Source organism: Clostridium sp. D46t1_190503_E9 (genome assembly GCF_015555225.1).
Classification (GTDB): Bacteria; Bacillota; Clostridia; order Clostridiales; family Clostridiaceae; genus Clostridium.
On the sequence record NZ_JADNKB010000002.1, the window covers coordinates 218,535 to 232,060 of the forward strand.

Here is a 13,526-nt window from a genome sequence, read left to right on the forward strand (position 1 = left end):
TGTTTTCTAAGGAAAAAAATAATAAACCTCCAAAATATTTCGGAGGTTTAACTTTTTTTGTTATTTTTTAAAAGATTAAGCCAATTCAGCTTTACTTTTTTTACCTCTTTTATCTTTTAATATAACCCATACTGGTGAAGCTATACATATAGAAGAATATGCCCCCGTTGCAATACCTATTATTAATGGGAATGTAAACTCCCTAACTGTTGGAACAAATATATTTACGGCTATAATTGTAATTAATGTCGTTAATGTTGTATTTATTGATCTTGACATAGTTTGAGTTAAACTCTTATTTGCAATTTCAGTAGCTGATGCTCTTCTCATGTTTTTAGAATTTTCTCTTATTCTATCAAAAATTACTATTGTATCATTTATAGAATAACCCACAATTGTTAATATGGCTGCTATAAATGGTGTATTAACAGGTATGTTGAAAATTGCAAATACGCTAATTGTAATAAATAAATCATGTACAAGTGCTATGATAGCAGCTATACCATAATTCATTTCAAATCTCATTGCAATATATGCAAGCATTGCTACACAAGCTACTAATAATGCAACAACTGAATTTCTTGTAAGTTCTTTTCCTACTGAAGCTCCAATTTCATTCTGTGATAATAAATCGTCATCTTCTAGATTATATTTATCTTGTAAGGCTTTAAAAACTTCTGAAACTTTTTTACTATCTAAATCTTTTGCTTTAATTTCGTATTGTGTTCCATTTGCCTCATTTGTAACTGCATCTGGAACTATCCCTTTAACTATTTCATCTGCTTCAGGTTTATTAAATCCTTCACCTAATTCAATAACAACTTTAGTACCACCTAAAAAGTCTATACCAAAATTTAATCCTCTTGAAATAGTAAATCCTACTCCAACTACTATAACTATTATTGATAAGGCGAACCAAAGCTTAGTTTTTTCTATAATTTTAAGCATTATTAGCCCCCCTCTTTACTCTAAACTGCCATAAACTCTTTAAAAGTCCCATATCTACTGCAAAATTTATTAAAATTTTAGTAACTACTAAAGCAGTAATTAAACTTAAAACTATTCCTATCATTAGTGTCACCGCAAATCCCTTTACAGTTCCTGAACCTATAAAATACAATATAAGTGCAGCAATAAATGTTGTAGCATTTGAATCCACTATTGATGACATTGCATTTTCAAATCCACTTTTTACTGCGCTTTTAACAGATATTCCTCTAGAAAGTTCTTCTCTAATTCTTTCAAAAATTAAGATATTTGCATCTACCGCCATACCTACTGTTAGCAATAATGCTGCAATTCCTGGTAGCGTTAGTGCTACACCCATCTCTACAAATACTAAAAGTACTAATGTTATATATAATGTTAATGCTATACTTGCCAAAATTCCTGGAACTCTATACCAAAGTATCATGAATATAAATATTAATGATATACCAATAACACCAGCCTTGACTGCATTTGGAAATGCTTCTGCACCTAATTGAGCTCCTACATTATTAATAGATACTGCTTTAACTGTTACTGGAAGCGCACCTGAACTTATAATTCCTGATAATTTTGTTGCTTCTTCCATTGAAGACATTCCATTAATAACAGCTTTCCCATCAGTAATAGCACTTTGAACTACTGGCTGAGATACTACTTCATCATCCATTGATATACTTATAGTCTTTCCTATATTATCAGCTGTAGCTTCAGCAAATTTTCTTTGCCCTTCCTCATTTAATTCTAATGATACAACTGGTCTTGATGTATCATCAAGAATAGCCGTTGCTTCTTTAACATCTTTACCTGTTAAAACAACATTACCTTCTGGGTCCTTAAATTCTAAGTTACCAGTTTTACTTAATCCATCAACTATTTCACTTGAGTTATATGCTCCAGGTATATCTACCCTTATTCTTTTTTCACCTTCTTCAGTTACTACTGTTTCAGATACTCCAATTTTATTAACTCTAAGTTCTAATAATTGCTTTGTTCTTTGGCGAACATCTGATGGGACATCATCTTCTTGAATCTCCATCAAAACTGATACTCCACCTTGAAGATCAAGTCCTTTAGTTATTGCTTTATTAAAAGACTTAAACTCCCATCCTGCTATTTCAAACCCTTTAAAACCTGTAAATGCTAATGAGAAAATAGCAACGATACAGAGTATAAATAATATTGAACTTTTACTCTTGCTTTTGCTTCTCGCTTTCATGTTCTTCCCCCTCTGGTAAGTTTTCAATTAAAATTATATTACTTATGTTAAGTAATATCAACTACTTTTTACTTAATTGGAGTCGTTTTCCATCCTTTTTATTCCAAATTCTCTTAATAAATATTATTTAGCACACTTATATAAATAAGTATAACTATTATTTTGTAAATTTATACAATAATTACATATAATTTAGATTAATCTCATATTTCATAGAATATTAGTAACTTTAGTTTTGATCATATATTCATTAAATTTAATATTAATCAATTATATATTTTTATTAAATAAAAAAATAAGAGAACACGAAATCCTCTTATTTTTTAATATATTATATAATTATTATGAATTGATTGAAAGAATCTTTAGTTTTACAAATAAATTTTTATTGTATTAATAACGTTATAGATTTACGCCTAGCATTCCAGAAAAAAGGCCAATAAATACACATAATGTAAATTTAATAAAATCATACATGCCTAATGTTGGTTCTGCGCCGAATATAATACCAATTATATATAGAGCTATGTAAAACATACATCCTACTGCTAAACCAACAATCCACCCTTTACTTCCATGTGCTTTTACTGCAACTAGTGAGCCTACAACTAAAGCTAGACAAGAAATAACTACATAAATAATATTAAAAACACCTTCTCCAAGAGTAACACTATTCATTACTAGAGAAAGTATTGCTGTTACTAAAAATGTAATCATAATTGCCCAAACAACACCTTTTAGAACACTTTTAAAATAATTTGACCAGTCCATAAACATTTCACCCCCTAGTATTAATTTATGAAATACTAGGGGGTATTATTCTTATTCTGTTACTTTATTTACTTTTGATGCAATACCATTTTTAGAAATTTTTAATTTTGTTCTTTCAGCGCTAGTTTCGATAATAACATAGTCTTCTTCTACTATTATTATCTTTCCCATTATTCCGCCTCTAGTTACTATTTCATCGTTTTTTTCTAATGCTGATAACATTTCATTGTATTTTTTTGTTCTCTTCTTTTCAGGTAAAATTAGTAAAAAGTACATAAGACCAAACATTAATGCGAATGGTACTACAAGTGATAATATTTGTGCCATTTATATTCATTCCCTTCATTAAATAACTAATATGTTTCATAATAAAAACTATATCTTATTTATATGGTATTGTCAATTATATTAACAGATACTTAATACTTTAAGCTTTTCCATTCCATTCTTTTAATTTTTCTTCTTTAAAGGCTTTAAAGTATCCACCATCTATAGCAGCTCTTATATCCTCCATAAGCTTATTATAGAAATAAAGATTATGTAATACGCATAGTCTCATTGCAAGCATTTCCTTAGCTTTAAATAAGTGCCTTATATATGCTCTTGTATAGCTTTTACAAGCTGGACATTGACACCCTTCATCTATCGGTCTTGTATCTAACTCAAATTTTGCATTCATTAGATTTATCTTTCCTTCTTTTGTGAATACATGACCATGTCTACCATTTCTTGCTGGAAGTACACAATCAAAGAAATCTACTCCTCTGTCAACTGCTTCTAATATATTACTTGGCGTTCCTACTCCCATTAAATATATAGGTTTATCTTCTGGTAAATATGGTACTACAGCATCTATAATTCTATACATTTCTTCATGGGTTTCACCAACTGCTAAACCACCTATTGCATATCCATCTAAATCCATCTTTGTTATAGTCTTTGCATGCTCGATTCTTATATCTTCATAACATCCACCTTGATTTATTCCAAATAGCATTTGGTCTTTATTTATAGTTTCAGGAAGTGAATTTAATCTATCCATTTCCTTTTTACATCTTTCAAGCCATCTTGTTGTTCTTGCAACTGACTTTTCTACATACTCTCTTGTAGATGGATTTGGAATACATTCATCAAATGCCATTGCTATAGTTGAAGCTAAATTACTTTGAATTTGCATTGACTCCTCTGGTCCCATAAATATCTTTTTACCATCTATATGTGATGAGAAATAAACACCTTCTTCTTTTATCTTTCTCATTCCTGATAATGAAAATACTTGGAATCCACCTGAATCTGTAAGTATTGGTCTATCCCAATTCATAAATTCATGCAGTCCACCAAGTTTTGCTACAACTTTATCTGATGGTCTTAAATGTAAATGATATGTATTTGATAACTCCACTTGACATCCTATCTCTTTTAAATCCATTGTTGATACTGCGCCTTTTATTACAGCAAGCGTGCCAACATTCATAAATACAGGAGTTTCTATAGTTCCATGTGGAGTTTCAAATCTCCCTCTTCTTGCGTTTCCATCCTTTTTTAGTAAAGTATATCTTTTCTTACTCAAAATCTCACTTCCTCTTCTTGTTTATTCTTTTATTAGCATAGAATCTCCAAAGGAGAAAAATCTATATTTTTCTTTAACAGCTTCATTATAAGCATTCATTACATTTTCTTTTCCTGCTAAAGCTGAAACTAACATTATTAAAGTAGATTCAGGCAAATGGAAATTAGTTATTAATTCATCAATAACTTTATATTTATATCCTGGATAAATAAATATATCAGTCCATCCACTTTGCTCTCTTACAAATCCACTCTCATCGCCAATGGTCTCTAAAGTCCTTGTGGAAGTAGTACCAACTGCTATTACTTTATTTCCTCTTTTTTTAGTTTCATTTATTAAATCTGCATTTTCCTTATCTAAGTGATAATATTCGGAATGCATTATATGTTCATTAATATCTTCAACTTTTACAGGTCTAAAGGTTCCTAGGCCAACATGAAGAGTTAAATATGCAATATTAACTCCTTTAGCCTTGATTTCTTTTAATAATTCTTCTGTAAAGTGTAATCCTGCTGTTGGAGCTGCTGCTGATCCCTTTTCTTTTGAATATACAGTTTGATATCTTTCTTTATCTTCAAGTTTTTCAGTAATATATGGTGGAAGTGGCATTTCTCCTAACTCATCTAATACTTGTTCGAAAATTCCCTCATATGAAAACTCTATTATTCTATTTCCTTCTTCTACAACATCCACTACAGTACATGTTAATTTACCTTCACCAAATGTAAATTTTTGACCAACCTTTGCTCTTTTACCTGGCTTAGCTAAACATTCCCATTTATCGCCCTCAATTCTTTTTAATAACAAGAACTCAATTTTTCCACCAGTTCCTTCTTTTTCACCTATTAATCTTGCTGGCATTACTCTTGTATTATTTAAAACTAAGGTATCTCCTTCATTTAAATACTCTATTACATCATGAAAAGATCTATGTTCTATATCTCCACTTTTTTTATCTAAAACCATTAGCTTTGAAGAATCTCTTCTTTCTAAAGGATGTTGTGCAATTAATTCTTCTGGCAAATCAAAATCAAAATCGCTTACTTTCATTTTCTCGTCTCCTAATCTTTATCGTTAATAATTTAAATTTTCTCTAAAACAGCTTTTGCTGCTCCCCTGTTACTTTTCTCTTGCCCTTACTTCTACCTAAATGTTCATAGGCTTTATCGGTTGCAACCCTTCCTCTTGAAGTTCTAACTATAAATCCCGTTTGTAATAAGTAAGGTTCATATACGTCTTCTATTGTGCCAAGCTCTTCTCCTATAAAATAGGAAAGTGTTTCTATTCCTACCGGTCCACCATTAAAGTTATCTATTATTGCTTCTAATATCTTATTATCAACTCTATCAAAACCTTTATCATCTACTTCTAAAAGTTCAAGTGCAGCTTTTGCTTCTTTATAACTTATAAGAGAATCTGAATAAACTTGAGCATAATCTCTAACTCTTTTTAATAATCTATTTGCAATTCTAGGGGTACCTCTTGATCTTCTTGCAAGCTCATAAGCACCTTCTTCTGTTATATTACATTCAAATACAAATGCAGATCTAATTATAATTTCTTTAAGTTGCTCTTCTGTGTAATATTGCATATCACAAAGAACTCCAAATCTATCTCTTAATGGAGATGTTAACATACCTATTCTTGTTGTTGCTCCTATTAAAGTAAACTTAGGTAAATCTAATCTTATAGATTTAGCTGCTGCTCCTTTTCCAATAACGATATCAAGAACATAATCCTCCATTGCTGGATATAATATTTCTTCTACATTTCTATTTAATCTATGTATTTCATCTATAAATAAAACATCATTATCTTTAAGTGTTGTTAATATTGCAGCTAAATCACCAGCTCTTTCTATTGCTGGCCCAGAAGTTATTTTAAGCTCTCCATCCATTTCCTTTGCTATAATATTAGCCAATGTAGTTTTACCAAGACCTGGTGGTCCATATAATAGTACATGATCCAAAGCTTCATCCCTATTTTGTGCCGCCTTTATAAATATATTTAATCTTTCTTTAACTTTATCTTGGCCTATATACTCATTTAAACTCTGTGGCCTTAAACTCAAAGAATTTCCATCTTCAAATATTTCTTGTGGTGTTATTATTCTTTCCATAATTCACCTCTATCCCATAAGAACCTTTAAACAATTTTTAATTATATTTTCTAGAGTATCTGTCTTATCTACTTTTTTAAGTGCAGCCTCTGCTTCTTTTTCTGAATATCCAAGAGCTAAAAGTGCACCTAAAGCCTCTGCTATATTGCTTGCATTATTTGGCATTAAATCTTCAAATTCACCTGATCCCTCTATTACTTCAGCTATATCTTCTTTTTTAATTTTATCTTTTAACTCTAATATAATTCTTCCTGCAGTTTTTTTCCCAATTCCAGGAGCTTTACATAAATGTTTTTCATCTCCCATCATTATTGCATATCTTAAATTATTAATTCTACTAATTGATAATAATGATAATGCAGCTTTTGCACCAACCCCATTAATAGATAGTAATAATTTAAACATTTCAAGTTCTTCTCTAGAATCAAATCCATATAACCCTAAAAAATCTTCTCTTACTATTTGCTCAAGATATAACTTAACTTCTTCGTCAATTCTTGGCATAGATGACATAGTTGCTCCTGATGTAAATATCTTGTAACCTATCCCATTATTTTCTACAATTATATAATCTCTATTTATACCTTTATATTTTCCTCTTATGTATTCGTACATACAACTAACCCCCTCATATGCCAACTAAATACTCTTCTTTATTTAGTTTCTAACCTACACTATACTTTATCATTATAAATAAAATAATTCAAGGTAGAAACATTATCATAGAGATGCAAAAGGAGTAAGATTAATTTCATCTTACTCCTTTCTATAAAATAATTATTAAAAAACTTATCTATTATTACCTATAAAAAATAATGCCAATGTTCCTGGACCTGAATGTGCTCCAATAACTGGTCCTACGTTATTTATAATAACTTCTTTTACTTTTGTTTCTTTTAGAATCAAATCTCTCAAATGCTCTGCTTCAGCTAAACAATCACCATGGCTTATAAATATTGTTTGATCTTCTGGACTCACAATTTTTTCTTTTAATTTTTCTTGTAATTCCTTAATTGATTTTTTTCTACCCTTTACTTTAGAAACTGGGGTTAGCTTTCCTTCATCATCTACATGCATTATTGGTTTTATGCTAAGCATTGTTCCAACTATAGCAACTGTACTTGATACTCTACCGCCTCTTTTTAAATGATTTAAATCATCTACAGTAAACCAATGATTAACTTTCAATTTATTTTCTTCTATCCAGTTTACTATTTCTTCCTTCGTTGATCCATTTTTAAGCATATTAGCAGCATAATAAACTATAAGTCCTAGTCCTAGTGATGCACTTTTTGTATCAATCACTGTAATATCTGCAGATTTAATTTCATCTTCTACTGCTTCCTTAGCTATTCTTGCACTATTTACACAACCACTAAGTGCTGATGAAAATCCTATATAAATTATTGAATAACCTTCACTAGAATATTTTTTAAATGCTTCTGCAAATGTATATGAGTTAACCTGAGATGTAGAAGGCATTTCACCTGATCTAATCATATCATAAAACTCTTTATACTTTATGCTTTGTCCTAGATCATCTGGAATGTCATCACCCTTTATATTAACTCTAAGCTGCATTATTTCTATATTATTTTCTTTAACAAAGCTTATAGGTAAATCACAACAAGAATCTGTTAAAATAACTGTCTTCATAGTCATCTCCTCCCAAAATATCTTTTATAATTATAATATGCTTTTTATTATACATCTATATTCAAAGTTTTTCTATGAAGTTTACAAAGTAATTTAATATTATACTTCATAATCCACTACAACTCTTGATTCAATTACCCTTTTTATAAAATTAACTACCTTTAAATGTTTTTCATGATTTTGATAATAATTTAAATCTTCTTTTGATTGGAATGTTGAATATAGAACTACGTCATAAGCTTGAATAGACTCTTCAAAATTTATTCCTACTTCTAATTCTAATACTTTATCTATACTTTCTTTCAAACTTTCTATCTGTCTTTTTATTTCTATAGCATTAATTTCCTTAGTATTCCCTTCTGCACTATCTTTTAACTTCCACATAACTATATGCTTAATCATAAACTTCCTCCTTATTTAATATTTTTAAATCTATGTCTAAATTATATAATTTTACGTTTATATCTTCAAAATCAACACCTTCATAAATTTTTATATGTTTATTTGTAATTCCAAAATAGGCCTTGCTTACGTCTACTGGGATATTTATTCTTGTTTCTACTGGTATCCACCCAACGCCCTGAATGTATACTTCTGCCCATGTATGATATAAATTTTTAGAAGTTTTTCCTAAAATAAATTTTGCTGGTATATTAGATGCCCTACATAATGCAATGAATACGTTAGTACATTCACTATAACTTCCTTTCATAATACTTATCGTCTTTAAAGCACTTTGAGTATCTTCGCCTTCATATATTCTTGTAGATAACTCATCATCAAATTCTATATTTCTGGTAAATTCTAATATCTTATTTATTATCATTAGTTTATTTTTCTCATTACCAATCAAATTCTTAGCAAAATCTTTGATATATTTAGAATCACATTCTATACTTTTGGTTGGCATTAAGTATTTTTCTAATCTTTCTATATTTAATTCTTGTTGAATAATTAGAGGATGAGTTTCTAATATAATTTCATAGTTTGGTTTTTTCCTATATAAATTTTTTACACTTTGATGAGAAGAATTTAAAAGATTTACATCTATTTTGCTTCCTTTAATGACATAAGTTTTATTGATTAAAAATTCATTATTTAAAAAGTCACTCCTTAAAACCTTCATTTTACCTATTATTACTGATTTAATATTTTCATTAATTTCATTAATTTTATTATTTATATTAATATTATAATAGCCTTCTTCCTCATCCTTTTCAGCATACTCTTTACTATTAGTAATATTAAAAACATAAATTTCACTATCTATATTAACAAAGCTATGTTTTAATAATATAAGATTTTCTAAATTTTCAACATTTATAGGTATAATTAAATGCTTGCCATACTGATTTTGAATTTCCTTAGCAGTTTCAACTACTAGCCTATTCCAAATATCCAAGCCCTCAAAGTTTTCCTTTATATTGTTATTTAATATATTATCTAACATCAAGGCTACTTCATACGGATTATAAACTATGCTATTTTCAATTTCTTCACAAACTTTTTTTGAAATACCAATATTATCGTTATTATTCATTACATCATTTATAATAACTATCAAGTTAACCCCTCCAATACCCATTGTAAATATTTTACTATTTATTCTATATTATTTTAACATAATATAAGTTATTTTATAAGTTGTAATATATATTTAAATAATTTTATTAAAAGAAAAAGCACTATAATAGTGCTTTTAAATCTCTTCCTTACTTTGTCTTGAAATATTCAGTAATATGCCTATTGCAGATAAATTAAACACAAGAGAAGTCCCTCCATAACTTATTAACGGCATTGGAACACCCGTTACTGGCATTGAACCTGTTACAACTGCAATATTTATTACTGCTTGTATAGCAATTACTGATATTATTCCTATAGCTAATAGATATCCATAATTATCTCTCGCCTTAACTGCAACAGAAGTACCTTTAATAACTATAAATATAAATATTGAAATTATAGCTACACATCCTATAAGACCAAGTTCTTCTCCTATTATTGCAAATATAAAATCATTGTGCGGTTCTGGCATAAATAATGCCTTTTGTCTTGAATTCCCAAGTCCAACTCCAAAAAAACCTCCTGAACCTAATGCATAAAGTGATTGTATAAGTTGATAACTATCTCCTGTTGGATCTGCCCATGGATTTAAAAAGCTAGTAAGTCTTTGCAGTCTATAAGGCTCCATAACAATCAACCCAAGACCCGCCGCTAACCCCATTGGAATAAGTGATAACAAATGGCTTATTTTAGCTCCACCAACTAATATCATTATGAATGCAACCATCATAACAATTGCAGTAATACTTAAGTTTTTCTCTAAAATTATTAATCCTGCAAATACGGCTGCTATAGCTAAATAATATAATGTTCCTGCTTTAAATTCTTTAATTTTACCTCTTCTTTTATCAATTAGTAACGCTAAGTATAATACTACAACATATTTAGCTAACTCTGATGGCTGTAATGATAATCCCCCTAATCTAATCCATCTTCTTGCTCCATTAATATCTGCCCCAACAAATAAAACAACTACTAAAAGACCTATCGTTATTATAACTAACCAAGGAGTCCATTTTTTATAAATATGATAATCTATAGACATAGTAACTATCATACCTACCACTCCTACAACCGTCCAAAGTATTTCTTTAGTAAAATAAAATTCTGAATTGAATACTTTATCCTGATACAAAGCATAATATGAACTTGATGAATATACCATAACTATACCTATGAAAAGCAATACTACTATAGCACATAACAAACTGTAATCTATATTTTTCATTTTTATTTTTTTTCTTTTTATTGAAGGTTTTTTCTTTTTATTTCTCCCCTTTATATCTAACTTTCTTACATTATCCATATTATCTCCTACTATCCTATTATTTCAAATCTAATTTAACTTTTGTTCCCTTTTCAATAAGTTTACCAGCAATAACATCTTGACTATCTACTATACCTGTACCATTTGCTTTAAATGTAATTTGAAGCTTATTTAAAATATTTGTTGCCTCTTCTAAGGTCTTGCCTTCGAGATTTGGCATTATTAACTTATTTGCATCATTTTTAGGATCAGATAAATTAACACTTATAATTGAATTCTCTTCAACTAATGAACCTGGATAAGGTTCCATACTAGTAACTTTAGATCCTTCTTCCTCTAAAGTTATATTTAAATTATTTGCTTCTAATATACTTTTTGCTTCGTCAACTGATTTTCCTCTTAACTCAGGAACAACTACTTTCTTTTTTTCTGTATATCTTTCAGTATAAACTTGTGAATCCATGTAAGTAAACATTTCTGACAATAATGATTTTAATACTGGAGTTGTAACAGGTCCCCCATAGTATTGACCTGCACTTGGGTCTTCAACCTTTATAAATATTGTTACTTGAGGATTTTCAACAGGATATAAAGCAACCACTGATGCAATGTACTTGTCAGCTGAATATCCTCCCAATACAGGATCAACTTTTTGTGCTGTCCCAGTTTTAGCTCCTACTCTTCTCTCTTTACCCATAAAGCTTCCAATTTCTTGTCCTTGATTTATAGTTCTTTCAAGATAATCTCTTAGTACAGCTGTTGTTTCTTCTGAAATTACATTTTCTTCAACTGCAGGTTTAAATTGTTCATCTATTACTTTTGTTCCATTATCAGATTCATGTGTAACTTCTTTCATAATATGTGGTTGAATTAACTTTCCTCCATTAGCTATAGCATTGAAAGCTCTCATAAGTTGAATGCTATTTACAGTATTAGTTTGTCCAAACGCAATAGTGGCTAAATCCATTTCGCTCATATCACTTACTGATTTTATAATTCCTTCTGATTCTCCTGGAAGATCTATTTTAGTCAACTTTCCAAAGCCAAATTTATCTATATACTCTTTTAATTTTGCACTACCTAACCTAGATCCTAATTCCATAAAACCTACATTACAAGAATTTTGCAGTATTTGTGGTAATGTTTGAGTTCCATGCCCTGCTGTATTCCAACATTTAATAGTTGTAGATCCAAATTTTACTCCACCATCACAATAAAATGTATCATTTTCATGCGCAACGCCTTCTTCTATAGCTGCTACCATAGTAATATTCTTAAAGGTAGATCCTGGCTCAAACGTATTACTTATAGAACTATTTCTAAACATATTTTGTAGCTTTTCAAAATCATTTTCTCCTTCAAAATTCTCATATTCATCATATGGATCATTAGGATTAAAGTCAGGCTTATTTACCATTGCTAAAATTTCGCCATTATTAGGATTCATAACTATAATTGATACTTCTTTTGCTTTATTTTCTTCGTAAGCCTTTTGAGCTGCTCTTTCAGCCATTAATTGAATATTTTCATCTATTGTTAACATAACATCTTTACCGTCAATTGGACTTGTATATTTTACTGTTTGGAATGGTAATTCCTTTAATGAACCATCAACTTCTGCTATTTTATAACCAGCTATTCCTGTTAATTCTGAATCATATTGTAATTCTACTCCATTTAATCCTGTATTATCGGAATTCACACTTCCTAATACATGTGATAAAAAGTTATTATTAGGATAATATCTCTTTGGATTAATAGAAATAACAACTCCATATATATTTAATGCTTTAATTTTATCTGCAACTTCTTTTTCTATTCCTGTAACAAGTGTACTATTCCTTATTTGAGTTCCATCTTCACCTACAGTGTTTAGTTTATCTTTAACTTCATTAAAAGGTATTCCTGAAGCATTTGCTAATTCTTGTGCAACTTTATCTATAGTTGTCCCCTCGTCTTGTAAATGTATTTTTATTGCATCTAAATCTAAATCTACCCTATAAACATCAATAGATGTTGCAAGTATAGAACCATTTCTATCTTTTATATCTCCTCTTTTAGCCTCCACAGAAACTTGTGAATTCCATTGACTTTGAGCCATATGTTTATATTCTTTATTTTTATAAATCATTATATAAGTTAATCTTCCTATTAAAAATAAGAATATTAAACAAATACTTATGCTACTATATAAAGCTCTTTCTCTTGAATAAATTTTTTTAAATTTATTGGTTTTTCTTTTATTAGTTTTTCTTTTATTATTCATTCTTCTCCCCCATGGTGCTATTTAAAGATTACTATTCATAGGTTGTCCAATTAATTATATCAAAAAGATATTCATTCAGTAAATTATTCCCTATGAATTAAACTA

The 13,526-nt window shown here is 29.2% G+C and carries 13 protein-coding genes; all 13 read right to left on the reverse strand.

Features of this window, described 5'->3' with window-relative positions:
• Positions 1-75: 75 nt before the first annotated feature.
• Entirely contained in the window at positions 76-948 is an 873-nt protein-coding gene (gene secF, locus I2E83_RS02945) for a protein translocase subunit SecF (RefSeq protein ID WP_195428483.1), read from the reverse strand.
• Complete coding sequence (gene secD, locus I2E83_RS02950; protein ID WP_195265633.1) at positions 941-2,206, reverse strand: protein translocase subunit SecD; 1,266 nt, start codon at positions 2,204-2,206, stop codon at positions 941-943. The genes secF and secD overlap by 8 nt, the downstream gene beginning before the upstream one ends.
• A gap of 402 nt (positions 2,207-2,608) precedes the next feature.
• Positions 2,609-2,977 carry a TIGR04086 family membrane protein gene (locus I2E83_RS02955; RefSeq protein ID WP_195265635.1) on the reverse strand — a complete coding sequence of 123 codons (369 nt, stop codon included), beginning with the start codon at positions 2,975-2,977 and terminating at the stop codon, positions 2,609-2,611.
• A gap of 51 nt (positions 2,978-3,028) precedes the next feature.
• Positions 3,029-3,304, reverse strand: coding sequence for a preprotein translocase subunit YajC (yajC, locus tag I2E83_RS02960; RefSeq protein ID WP_195265637.1), 276 nt, complete (start codon positions 3,302-3,304; stop codon positions 3,029-3,031).
• A 100-nt stretch (positions 3,305-3,404) separates the two neighbouring features.
• Positions 3,405-4,547: a tRNA guanosine(34) transglycosylase Tgt gene (tgt, locus tag I2E83_RS02965; protein WP_195265639.1), complete on the reverse strand. Its 1,143-nt coding sequence runs from the start codon at positions 4,545-4,547 to the stop codon at positions 3,405-3,407.
• A 21-nt stretch (positions 4,548-4,568) separates the two neighbouring features.
• Positions 4,569-5,597, reverse strand: a complete 1,029-nt coding sequence (gene queA, locus I2E83_RS02970) for a tRNA preQ1(34) S-adenosylmethionine ribosyltransferase-isomerase QueA (RefSeq protein ID WP_195428485.1) — start codon at positions 5,595-5,597, stop codon at positions 4,569-4,571.
• Positions 5,598-5,640: 43 nt separating this feature from the next.
• Positions 5,641-6,666 (reverse strand): Holliday junction branch migration DNA helicase RuvB, encoded by a 1,026-nt coding sequence (gene ruvB / locus I2E83_RS02975; RefSeq protein WP_195265644.1) that lies wholly within the window; start codon positions 6,664-6,666, stop codon positions 5,641-5,643.
• A gap of 9 nt (positions 6,667-6,675) precedes the next feature.
• Positions 6,676-7,281 (reverse strand): Holliday junction branch migration protein RuvA, encoded by a 606-nt coding sequence (gene ruvA / locus I2E83_RS02980; protein ID WP_195265646.1) that lies wholly within the window; start codon positions 7,279-7,281, stop codon positions 6,676-6,678.
• Between the two features lie 174 nt (positions 7,282-7,455).
• Positions 7,456-8,322 (reverse strand): DegV family protein, encoded by an 867-nt coding sequence (locus I2E83_RS02985; RefSeq protein ID WP_195265648.1) that lies wholly within the window; start codon positions 8,320-8,322, stop codon positions 7,456-7,458.
• A 99-nt stretch (positions 8,323-8,421) separates the two neighbouring features.
• Complete coding sequence (locus tag I2E83_RS02990) at positions 8,422-8,724, reverse strand: Dabb family protein (protein WP_195265649.1); 303 nt, start codon at positions 8,722-8,724, stop codon at positions 8,422-8,424.
• Positions 8,717-9,886, reverse strand: coding sequence for a transglutaminase-like domain-containing protein (locus I2E83_RS02995; RefSeq protein WP_195428487.1), 1,170 nt, complete (start codon positions 9,884-9,886; stop codon positions 8,717-8,719). Before I2E83_RS02995 ends, I2E83_RS02990 begins: the two co-directional genes overlap by 8 nt.
• A 135-nt stretch (positions 9,887-10,021) precedes the next feature.
• Complete coding sequence (gene spoVE, locus I2E83_RS03000) at positions 10,022-11,194, reverse strand: stage V sporulation protein E (RefSeq protein WP_195428489.1); 1,173 nt, start codon at positions 11,192-11,194, stop codon at positions 10,022-10,024.
• A 19-nt stretch (positions 11,195-11,213) separates the two neighbouring features.
• The gene (locus I2E83_RS03005; protein WP_195428491.1) at positions 11,214-13,421 is read right to left on the reverse strand and encodes a stage V sporulation protein D; all 2,208 of its coding nucleotides are present in this window, start codon (positions 13,419-13,421) and stop codon (positions 11,214-11,216) included.
• Positions 13,422-13,526: the final 105 nt, after the last annotated feature.

What these genes read in the sequence shown, in the direction of transcription:
- I2E83_RS02955 (WP_195265635.1), bottom strand. Translation starts at nt 2,977, where the DNA reads ATGGACTGGTCAAATTATTTTAAAAGTGTTCTAAAAGGTGTTGTTTGG.
- queA (WP_195428485.1), bottom strand. Translation starts at nt 5,597, where the DNA reads ATGAAAGTAAGCGATTTTGATTTTGATTTGCCAGAAGAATTAATTGCA.
- secD (WP_195265633.1), bottom strand. Translation starts at nt 2,206, where the DNA reads ATGAAAGCGAGAAGCAAAAGCAAGAGTAAAAGTTCAATATTATTTATA.
- secF (WP_195428483.1), bottom strand. Translation starts at nt 948, where the DNA reads ATGCTTAAAATTATAGAAAAAACTAAGCTTTGGTTCGCCTTATCAATA.
- ruvB (WP_195265644.1), bottom strand. Translation starts at nt 6,666, where the DNA reads ATGGAAAGAATAATAACACCACAAGAAATATTTGAAGATGGAAATTCT.
- yajC (WP_195265637.1), bottom strand. Translation starts at nt 3,304, where the DNA reads ATGGCACAAATATTATCACTTGTAGTACCATTCGCATTAATGTTTGGT.
- spoVE (WP_195428489.1), bottom strand. Translation starts at nt 11,194, where the DNA reads ATGGATAATGTAAGAAAGTTAGATATAAAGGGGAGAAATAAAAAGAAA.
- I2E83_RS02985 (WP_195265648.1), bottom strand. Translation starts at nt 8,322, where the DNA reads ATGAAGACAGTTATTTTAACAGATTCTTGTTGTGATTTACCTATAAGC.
- ruvA (WP_195265646.1), bottom strand. Translation starts at nt 7,281, where the DNA reads ATGTACGAATACATAAGAGGAAAATATAAAGGTATAAATAGAGATTAT.
- I2E83_RS03005 (WP_195428491.1), bottom strand. Translation starts at nt 13,421, where the DNA reads ATGAATAATAAAAGAAAAACTAATAAAAGAAAAACCAATAAATTTAAA.
- I2E83_RS02990 (WP_195265649.1), bottom strand. Translation starts at nt 8,724, where the DNA reads ATGATTAAGCATATAGTTATGTGGAAGTTAAAAGATAGTGCAGAAGGG.